The organism is Leptospira selangorensis (genome assembly GCF_004769405.1).
Classification (GTDB): domain Bacteria; phylum Spirochaetota; class Leptospiria; order Leptospirales; family Leptospiraceae; genus Leptospira_B; species Leptospira_B selangorensis.
Window position 1 is genome coordinate 1 of sequence record NZ_RQES01000005.1, and the last position, 21114, is coordinate 21114.

General features: G+C 38.7%; 15 protein-coding genes. 8 read left to right on the top strand and 7 right to left on the bottom strand.

Annotated features, from left to right (window positions below; translation table 11 throughout):
- Window positions 1-257 precede the first annotated feature (257 nt).
- A complete protein-coding gene (locus EHO58_RS01620; protein ID WP_135678237.1) occupies window positions 258-2225 on the top strand; it encodes a phosphoethanolamine transferase in 1968 nt (655 codons plus the stop codon).
- Here EHO58_RS01620 and EHO58_RS01625 read toward each other — a convergent pair whose 3' ends face one another.
- Window positions 2226-3209, bottom strand: a complete 984-nt coding sequence (locus tag EHO58_RS01625) for a lysophospholipid acyltransferase family protein (protein ID WP_135678239.1) — start codon at window positions 3207-3209, stop codon at window positions 2226-2228. It lies immediately after the preceding gene.
- A 178-nt stretch (window positions 3210-3387) separates the two neighbouring features.
- On the opposite strand from EHO58_RS01625, the gene EHO58_RS01630 reads away from it, so the two are divergent.
- From EHO58_RS01630 to EHO58_RS01655, 6 genes are all read left to right on the top strand, one after another.
- Window positions 3388-4497 carry a lipocalin-like domain-containing protein gene (locus EHO58_RS01630; protein WP_135628025.1) on the top strand — a complete coding sequence of 370 codons (1110 nt, stop codon included), beginning with the start codon at window positions 3388-3390 and terminating at the stop codon, window positions 4495-4497.
- Window positions 4498-4599: 102 nt separating this feature from the next.
- Window positions 4600-5613, top strand: coding sequence for an ABC transporter permease subunit (locus EHO58_RS01635; protein WP_135678241.1), 1014 nt, complete (start codon window positions 4600-4602; stop codon window positions 5611-5613).
- Window positions 5610-6650 (top strand): ABC transporter permease subunit, encoded by a 1041-nt coding sequence (locus EHO58_RS01640; RefSeq protein WP_135678242.1) that lies wholly within the window; start codon window positions 5610-5612, stop codon window positions 6648-6650. Before EHO58_RS01635 ends, EHO58_RS01640 begins: the two co-directional genes overlap by 4 nt.
- Window positions 6647-7639 (top strand): ABC transporter ATP-binding protein, encoded by a 993-nt coding sequence (locus EHO58_RS01645; protein ID WP_135628022.1) that lies wholly within the window; start codon window positions 6647-6649, stop codon window positions 7637-7639. Before EHO58_RS01640 ends, EHO58_RS01645 begins: the two co-directional genes overlap by 4 nt.
- Window positions 7636-8598 (top strand): ABC transporter ATP-binding protein, encoded by a 963-nt coding sequence (locus EHO58_RS01650; RefSeq protein WP_135628021.1) that lies wholly within the window; start codon window positions 7636-7638, stop codon window positions 8596-8598. Before EHO58_RS01645 ends, EHO58_RS01650 begins: the two co-directional genes overlap by 4 nt.
- A 1-nt stretch (window position 8599) precedes the next feature.
- Window positions 8600-10660, top strand: a complete 2061-nt coding sequence (locus tag EHO58_RS01655) for an AsmA family protein (RefSeq protein ID WP_135678244.1) — start codon at window positions 8600-8602, stop codon at window positions 10658-10660.
- On the opposite strand, the gene EHO58_RS01660 is transcribed toward EHO58_RS01655, so the two are convergent.
- The 3 genes from EHO58_RS01660 to EHO58_RS01670 all read right to left on the bottom strand — a co-directional run bounded on the left by EHO58_RS01660 (window position 10661) and on the right by EHO58_RS01670 (window position 14854).
- On the bottom strand, window positions 10661-12631 hold the full coding sequence (locus tag EHO58_RS01660; protein ID WP_135678245.1) for an LTA synthase family protein: 1971 nt from the start codon (window positions 12629-12631) through the stop codon (window positions 10661-10663). It abuts the gene before it with no gap.
- Between the two features lie 82 nt (window positions 12632-12713).
- Window positions 12714-14624: a MutS family DNA mismatch repair protein gene (locus EHO58_RS01665; protein ID WP_135678247.1), complete on the bottom strand. Its 1911-nt coding sequence runs from the start codon at window positions 14622-14624 to the stop codon at window positions 12714-12716.
- Window positions 14621-14854 carry a hypothetical protein gene (locus tag EHO58_RS01670; protein ID WP_100708743.1) on the bottom strand — a complete coding sequence of 78 codons (234 nt, stop codon included), beginning with the start codon at window positions 14852-14854 and terminating at the stop codon, window positions 14621-14623. Before EHO58_RS01670 ends, EHO58_RS01665 begins: the two co-directional genes overlap by 4 nt.
- A 164-nt stretch (window positions 14855-15018) precedes the next feature.
- Between EHO58_RS01670 and EHO58_RS01675 the strand changes: the two genes are divergently transcribed.
- A complete protein-coding gene (locus EHO58_RS01675) occupies window positions 15019-15225 on the top strand; it encodes a hypothetical protein (protein ID WP_086447697.1) in 207 nt (68 codons plus the stop codon).
- Window positions 15226-15296: 71 nt separating this feature from the next.
- On the opposite strand, the gene EHO58_RS01680 is transcribed toward EHO58_RS01675, so the two are convergent.
- The 3 genes from EHO58_RS01680 to EHO58_RS01690 form a co-directional block, all read right to left on the bottom strand.
- Complete coding sequence (locus EHO58_RS01680; protein ID WP_135678248.1) at window positions 15297-16919, bottom strand: caspase family protein; 1623 nt, start codon at window positions 16917-16919, stop codon at window positions 15297-15299.
- 327 nt (window positions 16920-17246) lie between these two features.
- The gene (gene ilvC, locus EHO58_RS01685) at window positions 17247-18248 is read right to left on the bottom strand and encodes a ketol-acid reductoisomerase (protein WP_100704979.1); all 1002 of its coding nucleotides are present in this window, start codon (window positions 18246-18248) and stop codon (window positions 17247-17249) included.
- 92 nt (window positions 18249-18340) lie between these two features.
- Window positions 18341-21112, bottom strand: coding sequence for a SpoIIE family protein phosphatase (locus tag EHO58_RS01690; RefSeq protein ID WP_135678249.1), 2772 nt, complete (start codon window positions 21110-21112; stop codon window positions 18341-18343).
- Between the last annotated feature and the right edge of the window lie 2 nt (window positions 21113-21114).

The window sequence follows — 21114 nt, forward strand, 5'->3', positions numbered from 1 at the left end:
ATTGTATACTCTTCCAAAAAACTTTACGATCGATTTATAAAGCACGTCTAACTCCAAGTATTCGATTGAGACCGAGTCACTTTTTTTATAGGATTTGTTCAATTTAAAACTTATAAGAATAAATTAGAATCGATCTTAATCACGACTGAACATCGGTCTAATATTCATTTTTTATAACTTTCTTTTTAGTCGTTGAGAAAGTGTAACCTATTTGGTGTAATTGACGAATTACATATCCTTAGGAATTTTGGATAAAGATGGGAACTATAAATAAAAAAAATATACTAGAGACATTCTCCCGTTATTCCGTTTGGGTTTTACCAGCAGTAATATTAATTTCAGACATCGTAGTCAGAGATGAAATATTACCGACATTCAAACCCTTACAATGGATGTTTTATTTTCTCTCATTCATTTATTCCGTAATTCTATATTCTGCAGTAATCATTCTTCTGAGAATATTATATCTGCAAAAATCTAAGATAGCATACTATATAGTATTCTTTCTGATCTTATCTTTTTACACAGGAACATTATTGGGTTCGTACGGATACTATGCGTATACCGGGATCATGCCCAACTTCTTCGTATTCTCTTTTATATTTCATGAACCTTTGAATAGTTGGACGATCGTAGAAGGCGGATTCACTAAATCTTCTTTGGTTTTCGGACTTCTTTCCTTTAGTGTATTAGGAGCTTCTCTTTGGTTCACTACAATTAAAGAACCTTTAAGATACAGATTCCAAACTCCAGTAAGGATTGGAGTGGTGATCGTATTTTTAGCGATCAGCGGGTTCTTACATAATAATACCAGATTTAATGACCAGGTATATGTTTCAGATACCAACACGATCGCATTCGTTTGGAGAAATTTATACAATCATCTAACGGGAGATAGTCTAGGTTCCGCAGGATTACAATCCAGGAACAAACCTAGACTGCCTCAGATTAATTCCAATCCTGGATTCAACGTTCTATTTGTAATAACGGAAAGTTTGAGAAAAGGAAGTTTAGGAGTATACGGTTACGAAAGAAACACCACTCCTTTCATGTCTAAATTCGCGCAAACAGCGGACCGTAGCCAGTATTTCTTATTCAAAAAGGCATATTCAAATTCAAGTTCTACTCTTCTTTCTTTTCCAAGTATATTAACCGGAGTTTCTCCTTCTCAACCTGTTCCTATGACTCATACTTATCCGTTGTTCTGGGAGTATGGAAAATCTGCAGGACTTTCTACATTCTATATCACTAGCCATAATTTGCAGTGGAATAATTTCGAAGGATTTTTCAAAAACTCCGGGATCGATTTTCTTTGGGATAAAGAAAAAAGCGGTTTAAAAGTATTCAATGATATCGGGATCGATGATAGAGAAACTGTAAAAGAATTCAAAAGATATCTTACTGGATTTAAGACCTCAGGCAAAAGATTCGCAGGAGTTCTACACTTCAATACGAATCACTTTCCATACATAGTACCGGAAGAATCCAAGTTTTTCGCAGTGGATTCAGTTCCAGATCAGTATGATAACTCTGTTCGCCACATGGACAGTCTTTTGGAAGAAGTTTACACTTATCTGAAAAAAGAAGGTTTCTTAGAGAACACCATGGTGATTTTCACTTCTGATCACGGAGAGTCTCTTTTTGAGCATGATTACCTAGGGCATATAGATAGCAATTATGTGGAAACTATCGCTATCCCTATGTTGGTATACATTCCGAATTCTCTTAAAGAATCCGTAAATCTACAAGCGATCAGAAAAAACACGGATAGACCCGTAGCGAATACAGACCTGATCCCAACTTTCATAGATATTTTGAATATAGAAAACAATCCTGCGATTAAAAAATATTCTACCAATCTAGAAGGTAAATCCTTACTGAAAGATATTTACGGAGACCGTAGGATCATTATCACCAATAATAATGAGATCTCTTTGTATAAGGTTGGGATCAGTTATATTAAGGGAAATTATCATTATATAATGAATTTGAACTCTAATCCTTCTAAAGAACGTCTATTCGATCTTTCTAAAGATCCGAAAGAGTTAAAAGATCTTTGGACAGAAGTAAGTGAAGAGAATAAGATCCGTTTTAGAGAATTAGTAAAAGATTGCGGTGTCTGTGTGGAATTATTCACATCCCAAGGTTTACCTTACCAGGTATCGAAAGAAAATCTGGAAACTGCGGAACTAAAAAGAAATTCTCTAAAGCCGACAGCTTTCTGATCAAACCTTAGATTTTTCAGCAGAAGATTTAAATTCTTTCCAGAACTTGTCTAGTTCTTCTTTGTTTTCAGGTTTTGTATGCCAACGTCTATGCAGCCAGAAATAATCACCCGGATGTTTATAAACTTCTTCTTCTAAACGTTTAACCCATTTGTAAGTGAATTCTCTCTCCCATAATTCCGGGTCCTTTCTAGGATCCAAATTCGGTCTTTCGAATTCTTCTACATGAAAATATAATTTCCCGATCTTATCGTACCAACTGCTACAGAATAAGATCGGAACATCAGTCATTCTGGAAAATGTCGCGGGTCCTAAGAATGTAGAAGCCATATTTCCTAAAAAAGGAAAGAAGGACCCGGTATTACCTGCATCTTGATCCGATATAAAGGCGACTAACTTTCCTTGTTTCAATAAGGTCAGTGCCTTTCTCGGACTTTCATCCGTGTATACTAACTTAATTCTTTGGGAAGCTCTGTTCTTTTCGATCCAAGCGTTGGACCAAGGATTGGATTGTCTTTTTGCGAATACATATAGCTCATTTTTAGGAGCGGTGTAACAAATGGAAACTCCCATAGTTTCCCAGTTCCCCAAATGTCCTAAAACCAAGATCCCGCCCTTCTCGAATAAACGAGTATGGGTTTCTTTATTTGGTAAGAAGGTCACCCATTTATCTATGAACTTTTTATTCATTCTAGGTTCTTCGCAGAACTCATTAGCCATATGAGATAGATTTCTGAGGTTATGAAAAATATACTCTTGTATCTCGGATTCCGATATTTGAGGAAATGCAGTTCGTATATGTCTTTCGATCCTTTTTTTTGTAGCGCCTGTCGTTTTGGCCAAGAATCGAATAATATGAAATAGGATCTTTCCCCTCAGGATATATGGGAAAATAGAAAGAGTACCTACCAGTATTCTCGCGAATACATACTGTATGAATTTTTTGACTTTTTGTCTTTCGCTTCTGGGTTTAGGGTTCGCCATAATATCAATCCCGTATTTAATAACTGACACAGGATCTCACAACTTGTTTCAAATTTTAGGATCTTCTCCGAATATAAAAATAAAAAAAACGAATCGATTGAATACTTAAAAAGAAAAAGAAACCATGGTCGGGTCTAATTTCTCAGGACTTTGTCCGACAGAATAAAAAGGACGATATATGCCCTTCCAATTATTAACAAACAGAGTCGTAAGACCAAATAGAACCTCCGGGATCCTAATTTCAGTTCTGTTCTCATCTTTGTTCTTTATTTCGAGCGGAAACGGATTCGCTGCCCCTAAAACCGATGGTTTTAAATTCCCCCAAGACCATTTTTTCCATAAAGGATACAGAGTAGAATGGTGTTATTTCATCGGTATCTTGGATACGGAAGAAGGTAAAGAATTAGGATATGAGTTAAGCTTCTTCCGAGCTTACCTTGGGCCAAAAGTTGCGTTATATCCCGTTCACTTTGCAATCTCCGATCTAGAAGATGAAAAACATAAGATCTCTCAGACAATCGAAAGGGAGTTAGGTGGAGTCGCCGGCCAAGATAAGAACAATTTATGGAGCGGAGACTACCGTATGGAAGTTACCGGTCCCGCGGACTTCCGGATCTCAGCTTTTCCAAGAACAGACTCAGGCTTCGGTTTAGAATTGGAGCTAAGTACCAAATCCAAAAATATTCTTATCCACGGCAAAAACGGGAAGTCTCTCAAGAGCAGAAAGAATCCTAAATTTTTCTCTTACTATTATAGTATTCCTCGTTTGGAAACCAAAGGCTCTCTTTATTTAGAAGGAAAAGAATACCATGTAAAATCAGGCACAAGCTGGATGGACCATGAGTGGAGTAGTCCAGAAGGAACCGAGGCTGCATTCGATCTTTCTTCCAAAGACATTTCCTGGGATTGGATCTGTATACAAATGGAAGACGGCTCCGATATTATGGCATTCAACTTTAAGAACAAAGCAGGAGATGTCGAAACGTTCGGGACTTACCGTTCTCCGGACGGAAAAGTAATCTCTTTAGAAAACGAAAACGATCTAAAATTTGTTCCGGAAGATAAGACCTGGAAGAGTGACCAAACGGGAAATTCCTATAAATTACGATGGAAATTAATTTCCGAACGATTTAATCTGAATATCTCGCCCAAATTTGAAGAGCAGGAATTCGACGCAAGATCTAGCACTGGACTAATTTATTGGGAAGGTGCGGTAAAAGTCGGCGGAGATATCGAAGGAAAATCCGTAAAAGGAAAAGGTTATCTGGAACTAAAACCTTTCCGTTAATTGTGGATTAGGCCGGAGAAAAAACCTTTATCCCTGGTAAACGGTATGAAAAATTGTTCGGTGTCCGAAGCAAGTTGCGATTTTTAACGGACTTTAATCAGAATGAGAAATTATTTTTTAAAAAGGATCTTTCTGATCGTTCCTACAATCCTCGGAATCACTTTCCTGGTATTTATTTTATCTCACCTGGCCCCAGGTGGGCCCTTGGAAAGGGAGATAGCAAAGTTAAGAGGATACGGCAACGAGGATGGGGCACGATCTTCTTTGATCAACAACGAAGAGATAGAGATCCTAAAACAAAAACTACGTTTGGACAAACCTCTTCCGGTTGCTTATCTGTACTGGTTATGGGACGTCGCTAGTTTAGATCTGGGAGAATCTAGATTACATTCCCGTCCTGTAAACGAACTCATTTTCGAAAAGATACCGGTCTCCCTGACATTCGGCCTTTCGGGATTTTTACTTTCTTATCTAATCTGTATTCCATTAGGGATTCGTAAAGCAATCCAAAGTGGGCAGGCATTCGATAGTGGAACTAGTATCATTATATTGATTGCTTACTCGATTCCAGTATTCGCACTTTCAATGTTGCTATTATATTTGTTCTCTTCCGGAGAAGTGTTTTCCGTATTCCCTCTAGGCCATGAATATTCTGATAACTACGATGACTTGGATTTTTTCGAAAAGATCATAGATAGAGCAGAGCATATGTTCTTACCGGTGCTTTGTTATGTTTCCGGATCTTTTGCGATGCTCACCCTTTTGATGAAAAACTCTCTCTTGGACCAGATCTCTAAAGAGTACGTAAGGACAGCGATCTCCAAAGGTTTATCTTTCAAAGATGCAATATACAAACACGCTTTCAGAAACAGCCTGATCCCGATCGCAACAGGATTCGGTTCTAATTTAAGTTTGGTATTAGCCGGATCTTTGATCATTGAGTTGGTATTCAGTATAGACGGGATCGGATTACTCGGTTTCCAAGCAGTTACGGAAAGAGATACAAACCTGATGATGGGGTTACTACTAATCCAAAGTTTTCTTTCATTGATCGGAAACATTCTCTCCGACCTATGTTATGTTATCATCGACCCTAGGATCAATTTCGAAGCATGAACTCTTTAGCCAAAAGAAGATTCGAAAAATTTAGATCCAATACAAAAGCTTGGATCTCTCTTTGGATCTTAGGGACTTCTTATATCATTTCTTTATTTGCACCGATACTTGCAAATAATCAACCTTGGATCGTTTCGTATGACGATTCTTGGAAATTCCCAATCCTCTTCCGTTATACCGATAAGGATTTCGGTGGATCCGAATATTCTCCCATAAATTATAAAAAACTAAAATTGAGAGAAGATTTCGAAGACGACGATGATAACTGGATCCTATTTCCTCCAGTCCCATACGGATACAACGAAGACAATTTAGAAACAATCGATGATGACGAAAACCCTCCTTCTTCTCCTAGCCTAAAACATTGGCTTGGGACTGATGATCGAGGAAGAGATGTATTCACTCGGATCTTTTACGCGTACAGAAATTCTATGAGTTTCGGACTCATACTAGTAATCATAGAATTCCTGTTTGGAACTATTATAGGCGGGATCCAAGGATATTATGGAAAAAGAACGGATATCATCTTACAAAGGATCATCGAAATTTTATCCGCTATTCCTTTCTTATATTTGATACTGATCATGGGTTCCTTTTTCGGCCGAGGTTTTATAGTATTAGGGATCACTTACTCCGCATTAAGTTGGATAGGTATCAGTATGTATATGAGGGGAGAATTCTATAGATCCAAGGCACTCACTTATGTAGATGCGGCAAAAGCGTTAGGCGCCAGCTCTTGGAGTATTATGAAAAATCATATTCTCCCGAATGCGATCACTCCGCTTGTGACCTTCTTACCTTTTGCACTTATCAGTTCCATCTCCATCTTGAGTGCTCTGGACTTTTTAGGTTACGGAATTCCAGCACCAAATCCTTCTTGGGGAGAAATGATCAGCCAAGGAAGAGATAATCTAAGAGCCTGGTGGTTGATCGCATTTCCTTCTTTATCTTTGGCGGCGACTATTCTTCTTTCTTCTTTTATAGGAGAAGGGATACGTGATTCTTTTGATTCTAAGGAGAAGGTAACGTACGAATGAATTCGGAAGCTATTCTCCAAGTATCTAACTTAAATTTAGAACTTTCCAAAGAAGGAAGGTTCGTTCCATTATTGGAAGATATAAATTTCGAGATCCGTAAGGGAGAAGTTCTTGCTTTAGTAGGAGAGTCAGGTTGTGGAAAATCAGTGTGCTCCGCTGCGATCACAAAATTACTTCCTCATGAATCTTTCAGATACTCGAATGGAAAAGTATTATTCCAAGGAACAGACCTTCTTCAAACCGACTCGGAAACTTTAAGAAAGATCCGAGGAAAAAAAATCTCCTACGTATTCCAGGAACCCTTCTCCGCTCTAAATCCTTTAAGCAAAATAAAAGACCAAATGACGGAAGGTTTTTTGGAACATGGGCTTGGCACCCGTAAAGAAGCGGAAGATAAAGCCGAATATCTTCTAGGGGCAGTAGGAATTACCGACATAAAATTAAGGATGAGTTGTTATCCTCATCAGTTGAGTGGAGGGATCTTACAAAGGGTCGGGATAGGGATGGCGTTGATGTGCGATCCTGAACTTCTGATCGCGGACGAGCCTACTTCTGCTTTGGATGTTACTGTCCAGGCACAGTTAGTGGAACTCCTACTAAGGCTCAAAGAAAAGATGAACTTATCCGTATTATTCATCTCTCATGATTTCGGTTTGGTCAGTCATATAGCGGATCGTATCTGCGTATTGTATGCCGGACGAATTGCCGAACTTGGAACCGTGGATCAGGTATTGGATGAACCGAATCATCCTTATACAAAGGATCTTTTGGATTCTTTACCTTCTCATTTTTCTCAGACCGGCGTTTTTAAACCGATAGAAGGAAGACTACCTTCTCCCGGGAATTACCCTAAAGGTTGTCATTATTCGGACAGGTGTGATTTCGTATTTTCTGAGTGTAACGCAGTAAAACCTATATTAAAAAATACGAATGAGCCCGGGCATCTATCCGCTTGCTTCTTGAATGAGAAGAAGGAGCTTGCTGGATGAAACTTTTAGAAATTAAAGATCTGAACGTAAGCTACGGAAAAGAAGGCTTTTTTGGTGGAAGAAAATCGATCATTAAAGCCGTAGAAAATGTAAACTTAGAAATGGAAGAAGGAGAAACCTTTAGCCTAGTAGGAGAATCCGGATGCGGGAAATCCACATTAGGCAGAGCGATACTCAGACTTCTTAAATCAGATTCAGGATCTATATTTTTCAAAGGAAAAGAGATCTTAGATTTGAAAGAAAGAGAGTTTTTACCACTCAGAAAACAGATCCAGATCGTATTCCAGGATCCATACTCTTCCTTAAACCCAAGAAGAAATATTAAAGATATTTTAACGGAAGGATTGTTTATCCATGAAAATTATACGGATGAACAAGCAGAGAAGGAAGCTGCCGATATTTTAGAAAAAGTAGGGCTGTCGCCGGAAATTTTAAACAGATATCCTCATGAGTTTTCCGGGGGACAAAGACAAAGGATCGCAATCGCAAGAGCTCTAATCCTAAAACCGGAATTTATACTTTTTGATGAAGCTGTTTCCGCTTTAGATGTATCCAATCAGGCTCAAGTACTTCTTCTATTACAAAAATTGAAAGCTGATTTCGGACTTTCTTATTTATTCATCTCTCATGATTTAGGGATCGTAAAATCTATCTCCGACAAGATCGCAGTCATGTATTTAGGGAAAATCGTAGAGATCGGCACTAAATCCCAGATTGCTGAAAAACCTTCTCATCCTTATACAAAGGCATTGTTCGGAGCGATATTCGAAGTAGAAAATCGAAAAATCCGTAAAACTCCTCTGCAAGGAGAGGTCCCAAGTATATTAAGAAAACCGAAAGGTTGCCATTTCCATACTCGCTGTCCTATCGCACAAGAGATCTGTTCCGAAAAAACTCCGGAATGGAAAGATCTAGGCGAAGGTCATAAGTCCTATTGTCATTTTCCGGACGGAAAATAAAATGCGCTCCTGGGATGTGCTCAATCGGTATTTAGAAGAGAACAAGATCCGCTACGTCTCCGCTCTCGGGTTCTTTGTATTATTATTCGTACTGATCGTTTATATTCCTTTTGTTCAAAAGAAAGACGTATATAAAGAATTTATATTAGATCGTCTTAGAAGTTCCACCGACCTAGACATCAGGGTTGCAGATTCTGATCTGTACCTTCTTCCTTTTCCCGGAATCGAACTAAATCAAATTGAGATCCGAAAAGACAATATTCTCATCGCAGTCAGCGATAAAGTAGATATAGATATTTCATGGTTCGGTCTCATCAAAAGAATGATAGAAGTCCGAGATATTTCCATTAACGGAGGATCCCTTCATTTGGAGAGAAGAAAGGATGGATCTTTCGATATTGTCGAATATTTGAATGGAAAGAAGAAGGAAATAGAAAAGAAGAGCAATGTAAAAGAACTTCTAGATGATGTAAACTCTCGGATCGGGTTTTCTACCGAGGACTTTTTTGCGATCAGTTTAAAGAATATTGAAATAGATAATTTCACATTAGTATATAACGAACAAAATCACGATAAAAAATATGTAGTATATTTTAAAAAGTCTCAGGTCTCCGTTTCTTTTTATGGAAAGGATGTAGATCTATTATTCCAAGGAAGAATAGACGATCAACCTATAGATCTGGAAATGACAGGCGGCTTACAAAACTTTCCAGTGAATTGGGAAAAATTACAATTCAGTGCAGTCCTAAAAACGGAAGAACTTTCACTTTCATTGCTTAGAGAAATATTCAATATTTTCCCTGCAGGAGATTTCTCCAAAACGAAAATTTCCGGGAGAACTGAAGTAATAAAAGAAGAAGGTACAATCTTCAAATTTAAGATCCGAAACCAAATTAAGGATCTTGCATACAAAGGAGGGCTTCCTTTCGGAAATATCAGATTGAATGTGGACTTCGATCTGGACTTGATCAATAAAAAAGTGGCCTTTCCTTTTATAGAAGCAATCTGGGAAGGAGTAGCGAAAGCAACTGCAAAGGGAAGTGTGAACTGGAAGAACAGAAGTTTAGGCCAGTTCGATATCAAAGCGGATTATGGAGACTATCATAATCTTTTGAAATTAGGAAAACTATTCCAGGTAAGAGAAGATCTTTTCGATCCGAATTCTCCTCCTGGTATCTTCTACTTTACCGGAGAATTGAATAATATTTTCGCATTCAAACATAGATTCGCTCATATCAAAATGGAAGCGAAGTATGTGGATCCGCTTCTTTCTATTCCGAATTTTCATGCATATATCTATAATGGAGAAATATTAGGAAAAGCTAAAATATATCCTGATATCCCCAAAATAGAAGTGGAAGGAGATGCGCATAGACTTCAGGTAGATAAAGTCCTTCTTCCTTATATATCCGAAAAAATTATGGAAGGTGAACTTTCTAGTTGGTTCTCTTTCGAAACACAGATCCGAAATCATTCCAGGGATTCCGTTACCGAACTTTTTGCAAACATGAAAGGGATCGGGAATATAACTATTAAAAATGGAGAGCTAGTAGGTTACGCAAACTTCATGGTACCGGTTTTGAATACGGTCGGTAAGATCATCACATTCAAAGGAGTGGATGGAAGGCAGTTAAAATTCGAAGCCCTTAGATCCGATGTGAAAATTGGAGGGAACGAGATGTATTTCCCCAACATGAAACTGGAAATCGAAAACAGTGGAATGGACGTAGACGGAAAAGGTACTGTAGGTTTTGACCAAAAGATAGATATGAGATTACATCTTCGCCTAGGTGGAAAGTATATTGGCAAAGGTTTACAGATCCCAATTATCTATGCAGGGACTTTCGGAAAAAGTATACCTTATGTAGATCCTATCTGGCTTGGAAGCGTATATACCGGTATGACATTACTCGGACCTTATCTAATTCCTTTAGGCGGACCTTACGCAGGCGGAGTCGCAGGATCTGTGATCGGAGAATATGTCCGAGATCTTTGGGACGGTGTCACCGGCCTATTTGGCGGAAGTAGTTCCGAGCCTGATAAAAAACAAAAAGAGAAATAATTAATACTCTTTTCTTTCCAACTCTTCCTTAGTCGGAAACACTAAATTCTGATTCATCAATTCATGGCTAAGATTCAAAAAAGCTCTCGCCTTATTAAAATGAGAATCGCAGATCCGGGCTTCCGTATCACAAAGACTTACTTCTTCTCTCTGACCTTTTGCAGAATATTTTAAGTTACGATTTCCATCCACAAAGTGGATATAGAATAGATCCGATTCTATCCAACCGATTAAATTTCCATAAGCAAAGTATGCAGACTCCGTCTTTTTAGGAGCCAGCAAATTCCGCCCCATAGCGGAGAAGTATGCTTCCTTACCGACAAGACCCAAGATCGTAGGGATCACATCCAATTGAGAAGCATCTCTATCGTCGATCGCAGGCAGTATTCTTCCCGGAGAATATATTAAAAACGGAATATTTCTGTCTTCGTAATAATCCAAATAACGATGGTGAGTATGATCCGCTACAAATACAAAGATCGTATTATCAAAGTACTTGGATTTTTCCGCCCGATCCATAAAATCTTTAAGTGCCCAATCCGCATAATGATACACATTTAGATATTCAAAGTCTCTCTCATCTTCCTTAAAGATCCTAAATTTAGGATCCGGAGCACGGTACGGATAATGTGTGGATAATGTAAGAGAAACTCCTAAGAAAGGTTTTTTAGATTCTGAAATTTTTTCGTGCAATACCTGAAGTACATCCGCATCGTCATAACCCCAGGCACCGATCTTGAATCGATTCAACTTAGCGATCTCTTTTTCGCCCAGAACAGAATCAAATCCCCAATGAGGCATTAAAGTTGCTTTATTATCAAAACTTAAATCTCCACCGGTTACAAAAAATGTATCGTATCCTAAACCTTTGAAAATATTTCCTATCCCGGAAAAATTTCCCAGTACTTGGTGAGTTCTTACGACAGTCAGTCCAGGTCTATCAGGCAATCCGGTGAGAATAGACATCATACCATTAGTAGTTCTTCCGCCCGAGGCAAAGAACCTGGTATAAAATTTTCCTTTTCTTAACAGTTTATTAAAATTAGGAGTGAGCTCTTTTCCGAAAACTTTTCCATCACTGATCGGATCTATAAATTTTCCGGTCCAGTTTTCTAGAAGGATCAAAACGATATTCGGAGGTTTGCCGTTATTGGTTTGTTTTTGTTTTCTTAATAGAGGATATTTTTTTCCGATGAACTCAGCGCCTTCATAAGAGATCTCTTCTCTAACTATACGAACAGATTCTTTTGTTTCTAACTTTAGATAATTCGGAATGGATTGACTTTTCAAATCCATGATAGAAGTGAATACGCCATTCAACGCGATATTATTCACGAAAGAATGTCCGGAAACGATTGCATTACTCGCTCTCAAAGGAGTTTCCTGAACTCCCCCTCGGATCGCGAAAACAACCGACACTAAAACTACGAAAGAAAGGATAGAGTCCCTTTTCCAAGACTCAGGCTCGTGTTTGTACGGATTAAATTTTAAGAAAAGATAAGTGGATAAAGGTAGAAATACCAAAACTAGAAGAGAAGCGACCACAGCTAAGAAAGGATTCTGTTCGAAGGCGGACTTCAAGATCACGCCCATATCCTTTCCTATAAAAACGAAACCTTCGTAACCTATATGTTTATTCGCATTTTCGAAATAAACTATATCAGCGATCAAATGAGAAAGCATCCAAACACTGATCAAGATCGGAAAGTATCCCCAGAAAAAATTGAAAAACTTAAAACGATTTATATATGGAAGACAGGAAAGAAAAGCGAATGGTCCTAAGATCATTCCGATCACGGAAATATCGAACCTAAGTCCTACCAAGATCGCCCACAAAACATCTTTGGTTTCCGCACCTTCTAATCTATAAGAATAGACCCAAAGGAAAGCTGCTTTATATAAAATTAGAATGAGAACAAAGTAGATGGCGTATCCGCCGATCAATTTAAGATTGCTTGGTAAACGTTTCATCTTTTCCAATTGATTAGAATTTTAGAGAGCTTGTCGGGCAAGACAAAAAAGGGATATACCGACTACCAACCGAAGTCCGATTTTAGTCCAGATCCAAACCTTCTAATCTTAAAACTTCCAAAGCATTGCTGGACTGGACAATACCTGATCTGATCTTATAATCGAAAGTCATTTTGCCGTTTTCAATTTCTTCTCTGAAATGAAATAAAGAAAGTTCAGGTAAATCGGCCAATTCCAGATCATGAGTTGTAATAATTCCGAACACACCGTACTGTCTTAACTTTTTCAAGATCCCTTTGCAGGCGATTGTTCTTTCTCTTGAATTCGTACCTTTTAGGATCTCGTCTAAGAGTACTAATCTACCCTTTTGGGAATTTTTAATATCCTGCAATATTCTTCCCAGTCGTCTGACTTCCGCATAAAAGAAGGAGATACCTTCCTCTACAGAGTCTTCATTTCGGATACTGGAATGTACGTCTAAGATTGGAGTTATAAATTCAGAAGCAGGTACAGGCCCCCCTGCCATTGCAAATATTCCCGAAATTCCTAATGCTCTTAAATAAGTGGTTTTTCCGGACATATTCGATCCGGTTAAAAGAAGAAGTTTCCCTGGTTGCATAGGCTCCAGATCATTCGCAACCCTTTTGTCTGAAGGGATTAATGGATGAACCAAATTTTTTGCATGGATTATTGCATTTGATTTTTCTAATATAGGGAAAGTAAATTCTGGTTCTATCCAACTTAAATTTGCAAGTGGAAGTAAAGAATCCAGCTCGGCAAGATCCGACATAGATGCCTTTAAAGAAGCGCCGTCTTTATTCCACCAAGAAGTATACCTTCTCCAGATCCAAAGATCAAAGAAGAACAAAATATTCAATAATGCGTGAGCTAAAGGAGACTGGGTATAAGCAGCCAGATTGGAAATTTTCAGAAATTGCTTCCAAGAGTTTTTGAGTTCCTTCTTATTCCAATTGGAAAGAAAAACTTCTCCTTTTGCTCCGGAAAGATTAGAAGAACGAATATAGAGTAGAAGTTTTCCTAATTCCTCTAATGTTTCCGAATCTTCCGCGATCGGTTGTAACATTTTTAAGGATCTATTTCTATATGATCCGAAAAATGCAGAGTGAAGAATAAAGATCCCGAATCCCCAGGTTTGTCCGAATAAAAAACTTCCGAATACCAAAAGCCAAACAAGAGTCAGCCAAACCGGAAATAAAATCCTAAGTGCACCTGAAACTTTTCCAAAAGAAAATTTCCAAAAATCATTCGGCTCTTCTTCGAATAGATTGAATGGGAAATCTATCTTATTCTTTTCGGAACGTTCCGGTTGAAGACTACCGATCTTAGGAATATAAGAAGGGAGTTTTTCATCTTCTCCTTCTCTTCTTGCCGGAAAAGAAGCTTCGTACAATCTAAATTGTCTGAGTAGTTTTTGGAGTACTTTTGTTTTTTTAGAAAGGCCTATAACTGCAATTTGTCTTGCTACTACTTTTGATTCTTCAGGAGTTTCTAAAAAATATTCTAAAAATCTGGAAGTTCCTTTTTGGATAACGGTGGTGTCTATTCTGGAAAAGATACCCTTCTCCCCCAAAAAATCCAAATCCTTGGTCCAAGAAGGAAGTCCAGTCTCTAAAACCAGATTTTTATAATATTCTCTTTTGGACTTTGGATAATGTTTTCCATCCAATTGGATCCTTGAGACCTGAGCTGTTAAAAAATCGGACCAGACATGCAACCTTCTGATCTTCTCTCTTCTCTTTTGGTACGCCGACAATAAACGATAGAAAACGGCTAAGATAAATATAGAAGGTAAATAATATAGATCAGATACAGTTCGTAAGAGATAAACTCCGACGATCCATGCGATAAAAAATAAGAAAGAAAGTATTCTAAAAGTGGATAATAAGGAAAGGGTGGATTCTTCCTTTTGGATGATCCTATCCAGGCGGGAAATTTCGGATCCAAGTCGGTGGACCCTGTTGAGGGCGTTCATACCGCTAAAGTAACGTTCTCGTAGTTTTCAGTCTCTCTTTTGTATATTTCATGGTCCAAAAGACGAACCAAAGAACCGACATCTTGCATCAACCATGTGGAGACCATTTTGCCTCTGTCGCGGCCCAAAAATTTGTCCACATAGACGTAACCGAATAGATCCGTACCGTACTCGTATACGACGAATCTCCCCGATCTTTTACCAGTCCTGTTTTCCAGACGGATCTGCATTTTACCGAATTTACTCCGCACTTTCTTTTCGTACAAGAAAAAAAATATCTCAAGTATTTTCGCAAAGTCCCGAAGTACAGTTTGGGAGAAAGCTTCCTTTCCAAGGATGGAAAACCCGGAACTTTCTCCCTTTTTTCCCGAATGGGGTCGCACGGAGGCGATTTATGATATATCCCGAAATGGATCCGGATCTACGGAGTTCCTTCGCAAAAATCGGAAAAACCTTTGCTAATCTTACAAACGACACTGCTTTACCGGAATCCGGTCTAAAAGCTGGGAATTTGTTAGACAGAAGACAAATGAAAATCCTAGTCGAAATTCGAAAAAGAAGAATCAATTCCAAACAATGGAATAGTTTCCAAAAAGATTAAAACCCAAACCAGGAACAAAAAAAGCCCCTCGATCTCTCGAGAGGCTCTCCTGAAAACTAAATATTCTGTTCTTAATATTTGGTTTTAGTAGAAGGAAGTTTCACATTCAGGATAATATCCACTTCAGTTACTTCTCCCTCTCTCACCTTAATATCAGCATTATTCAAGTTCAGATCTTCCGCGAAAGTAGCTTTGATCTCATACTCTCCCGGTTTTAAGTTCGTAAACCAGAAGTTACCATTTTGATCAGTATTTAATTTATTGATACCAGTTACGCTTGTAACCGTAGGCATGAAAATCGGCTGATTGAGCACAGGGTTATCCAAGGTTCTGTAAAATACTTTTCCTCGGATCGCTCCATAACCTGTCATAGAAGCCACAACTTCCAGATCGTTTCTCTTATTAGGAAGAACTGCCTGGGTCTTTTGAACCTCAGGATAATCATCCGCCTGGATGGTTACCTTATGAACTCCGGCTGGAACACCTTTAATGGTTAAAGTGTAAGTCGCGCCTGGAGTGAGTTTCCCCATTCTCTTAGTCGCTCCCCAATAATTGGAGGATTCAGTAGTAATCGTCTTATCCACTTCTTTATCGTCTATGAGTACTCTAATAGAACGATTCCCCACTCTTTTCTTACCGGAAGTTATACGGATCTCCGGAGGAAGATCAGAAACTGCGTAAGCTCTATCTTGGATGATCGTGGTTTTGATTACCAAATCACCTTTTAAGTTTGTAGGAACAACTGGAGGTTCTTCGTTAGTAACGACTGGAGTTTCAGGTTCCGGTTTAGGAGGTTGAACATCCGGAACTGGAGTAGGATTCACAGGAGGTTTAACTGGCTCTACTGGTTTTGGAGGATCAGGCTTTTTTTCTCCAGCTAAGAAGATACCGGACGCGTTACCCGAAATCTGAGGCACTTGTTCGTGATCATATTTTTTAGCCATATTCACTGTTTCGTCTTTAGAAGCGAAGAATGCTTCGAGCGCAGTGATTACGTTGTCCTGGTTTAAGTCCCCACTAGAAAGAGCCTTTCCGAAATTATAAGTAAAGATCCCGTGATTGATTGTTCCGCCAACTTCGATCGCAGTTTGGTTATCATCCGCGCTGGAAATGATCGCTTTATCTTGGAAGAAGAAGTCCTGAGAATCTTGTTTTACTGTTCCATCACTTCCTTCCGGGATTGGAACATTAGCAGAACCTCTGGTTGCCTTTCCTTTTTTAGCGATACCTCCGGAGAAGCAGCAGTCGAAAACGAAAACCGTTTTAGGAGATTTGATCCCTTCTAAATAATCGTTCAACTCATCGTCGGAAAGGTGAGGCCTATCATAACAAATGATGAGGTTTCTCATTCCGTTCTTTGCTTTTTCATCCCTTTGAAAAGCGCCGTGACCTGAGAAATAAAGAAATACAGTATCGTCCGCTTTTGCTTTAGAAGCGAGAGCCTTAATCTCTTTCTGTATATTGTCTTTGGTTACATCTTTACCCAAAACAATTTTGATCTCATCGAATTTTCCTACACGTTTGATCTCATCGTGTAGATATTTGGCATCTGCCTCACAAAGATTTAATTCAGGGATTCCGGCTTTGTTTCCTTTATAATTGGATCCGAAGATAAGGCCTAACCTTTTCTGCGCGAACACATCAGTAGAAAACAAAAAGAGGGAAATTCCGATTATGGAAATTAAGGATTTCAATCAGAGCCTCCTGGCTTGGGTGTCTCAAAATAGCAAAAAGCTAGGCTTTGTCATTATTTTTTTGCCCTAAGGATAGATACCTTCTAAGAGCGAGTACCAGACGTAAGACCTAGGATTTTTCGATTTTTTTTCCAAACTTAGAACGATTTTAAGGCTTAGGGCAAGAAATTTCCAAAATGTTCCAGGGGGAATCCCGCGTTTTCGAACAACTATTGATTTTTAGGGATCTTTTTAGTTACGCAAAGGGCGAGAAGAAGTTACCATAACCACCAAACAAAAAAGGCCGGAAAATTCCGGCCTTTTTAATATCCAAATATTAGGATTTTATTATTTACTCAGCCATTTCATCATGCTGCGTAATTTTTTACCTACTTCTTCGATTGGATGTCCTGCATTTTTCTCTCTCATCTTATTGAACTCAGGATAACCAGCTTTGGTTTCCGCGATCCAAGCTTTTGCGAACTTGGAACCGTTTGCTTTTTGGATATCAGCAAGAACATCTTTCATACGAGCTTTAACGCCAGCATCGATGATACGAGGTCCGGAAACATAATCTCCGTACTCTGCAGTTCCGGAAATGGAATAACGCATACGAGCTAATCCACCTTCGTAGATCAAATCAGTAATAAGTTTAACTTCGTGTAAACATTCGAAATAAGCGATCTCAGGATCGTAACCGGCTTCAGTAAGAGTTTCGAATCCTGCCATGATCAAGTTAGAAAGACCACCGCAAAGAACTACTTGCTCTCCAAAAAGATCTGTTTCTGTTTCTTCTCTGAAAGTAGTTTCGAGGATACCAGCTCTTCCCCCACCTACTCCAGCTGCGTGAGCAAGTGCTCTTTGTTTTGCTGTTCCAGTCGCATCTTGGTTTACAGCGATCAAACAAGGAACTCCACCGCCTTCTACATATACTCTACGAACCAAGTGTCCTGGTCCTTTTGGAGCTACCATGTAAACGTCTACTGTTTTAGGAGGTTGGATGAATTCGAAATGGATATTAAATCCATGAGAGAAAACTAATGCATCTCCGTCTTTCAGGTTAGGCTCGATATCAGCTTTGTAGATATCACCTTGGATCTCGTCCGGAGCAAGGATTTGGATAATGTCTGCTTTTTTAGCTGCTTCAGAAACGGAGAATACTTCGAAACCTGCTTCTTCCGCTTCTTTCTTGGATTTGGATCCTTCTTTCAGACCGATGATAACTTTCAGTCCGGAATCTTTCATGTTCTGAGCTTGTGCGTGACCTTGGCTTCCGTATCCGATTACGGCGATGGTCTTTCCTTTTAATACGGAAAGGTCCGTATCTTTATCATAGTATAAATTAGCCATTGTGGCACCTCGAGTTCCACCTTTGGAGTTCTAAAAAGGCGTCTTTTTTACAAAACATTGTGAAATGGCCGATTCCACAATCTAAATTTGTTTCAGTAGCCCTTCGATTTCAATAGTTCGTCCAGCTTTCGGACTCCAGGGCTTTCTCCATCTATAGACTCTGCTGCTTCCAAGATTGAACGTGCCTCGTTAAAGCGACCTAATAATCTATAATTGTCCGTAAGGTTGATCAGGTTCGCAAGACGATGAGGTTGGGAGATACGGACCTTCTCCGCAGCCTGGCTTGACTTTGAGTATTCTTTTAAATGTTTATAACATACGGAAAGTAAGAACCAGATATTAGGAGAGTCCGAATCAAACTCTAAATATTTTTCAAACCAACGGGAAGAAGGATCATATTCCTTTCGATCATAATAAACTTGTCCCAATAATCTTGCAGCCGCTTTGAAAGAAGGGACAGAATGTAACGCTTCTTCCAATAATACAACTGCGGTACCGATCTCTCTTTGTTGTAAAAGAGCTTTGGCTTCGGTATATTTTCTAAGTACGGATTCAGGGATACTTGTTTTAGACTCCGTTATATTCGGAGAAAGTTTTTCATGAAATCCAATGCGGATCAAAGAAAGATCATCGGATAATGCGCCTAAACTATGGATGCGATCCACTAAATTATCAAGATCTCCTTTGGATTCCTCTACTGTTTTGAGGAACATATTCTCGTCGGAGTTCATGATCCAATTCACACCATCTTCGGTTAAATTGATATCATCTCTTCCATCGGAGCCTACATATAGAATATCTCCAGGTTTCAGATCGAATTCCAAAATCCTAAAACTCATTTCGGAAGGAGAACCTAGTTTACGTAAAGTTAATTCTCTTTCTAAGAAAGATGCTTTTCCATCTCGTAGAAGTACCGCCCAAGGATGTTCCGCATTAAAATAATACATCTTTCCGGTCTTTTCATTAATGAGGCCAAGAATGGCGGAAGCCATCATCACTCCGTCGAATGTTCTGAAAATATCATCCAACTCTCGGTAAGATTCCCTCACCCAATCTTCCGGGGAGATATTTAAAACCTTTCCTTGGCTTGCAGATCTAGCCATGATATTATTCATAGCCGTTCCGAGTACGATGGCTCCTCCCGCTCCTTGCATGGATTTTCCCATCGCGTCTCCATTTAAGAAAACCGACCATCTTTCCTTTTCAGAACCGAATAAAAGATTTCCACTAATACAAATATCTCCCCCTATCTCCGATTCTTTATTCTTAAAAACGAATTTTTTCTTTTGTTCAATATAGAAGTTTGTCGTGACCGAAATAGCTCTATTCCAGTTCGTCATCAACGGTTTGCTTAAGAGAGAAGTTAAAAAATAATCTCCATCCTGTTGTACCTTGAGTGAATGGATCTCTTCCATTTTTTCGGTAACTTCTTTCGTGCGAGCGTCCACCTTTTCTTCCAAAGTATCCGCATACTCTTCTAATTTAGTTCTTCCTTCTAGGATACTTCCCACCATCTTATTGAAGGATTCAGAAAGATAACCTATCTCATCTTGGACGAGCACTGGGATTCGGATCGTAAGATTTCCTAAATTTACTTCTCCCACTCCCCGGATCAATGTGTTCAAAGGTCTCACCAAACTTCGATTGAAGAAGAATGGGAACAAAACTAAGATCACAAACACAAGAGAAAGAGTTAAGAACACCAACCAACTATTCGTTTCATCCAAAAACTTTCTATAATGCAGATAAGGAAATGCTACTAGAAGAGTTCTTTCTTCTACTTCGTCTCTCAGATAATATGAATAAAACAGATCATTAGGAGAAGGTACGTAACCATCTGAACTTGTTTTAGGAAGATTCGTAGTTGGAGTTCTTTTTAGGAAATTCCCTGATTTTCTATTTTCTAAAATTTCCTTTTGGGCCAAATTTAAATTAGGCTCAATGCCAGCTGATTTTATCAAAACCTTGGGTTTAGTGGAAGAATCTCCCAAAGAAACGGCATATGCAATAGAAGAACCTTCTGATTTGCCGGTATTCAAGAATGCCTGGGCTTCCTTAATACTGATCTCATCAAATAAGGATTCATTTTTAAGATTCACTACTGTAGAAAATGCCTGAGCAAAAACCAAACAAGTAGCCACTGTAATCCCTATAATCTTTGTCATAAAAGAAGTTTTATCTACTGTATTATTAATAAATAATATAGTCAGGGTAAAATATCCCAAGATCATAAAACCGACATATAATTGCTGGAACGCATTAAAAGTGATTACGCCCGATCTAAACAAAAGATTAGAAACCACTGGGACTAAATAGGTTACATCCATTCCCAAGGACATCTGTACTAAAGCTTTTCTTTCTTCCTTATCTGCTCTGATAATTTTTCGGACCTGAATCAGTATCATTACCAGAAGGAAAGCAAGTAAGGAAACCGCGAGCAGATTACCCACCTTTTGTTGGTAATTGTATATCTGCCCTGTAAAATCGAATAAAGGTTTATTCGTAAATATCTGATAATATGAGTAAGAGATCGTAATTAAAGATATCCCAAGCAATGATCCGATCACATACTTTGCTTCCTTAGGATGATCATTTCTAGGATATAAGTACGCAAATATACATAGAAAGATCGTACCAAATACTGCCGCCGGTCCTGTAACTAGTCTGTGATAAGACGCTTCCGGAAACGGAAGAATCGCCGAGAAGAAGAACCCGAAATTGATCAAAAAAACGAAAAGAAAAAGATATGAGAACGCGCTCGTATAATTCGCCTTCTTCTTTAGCGCAGCTAAGAAAGCAAAAATGATAAAGGTAAAGATGGAACAGATGAGCGAAGAGATCGCCCATGAGTTAAAATAAACCATGG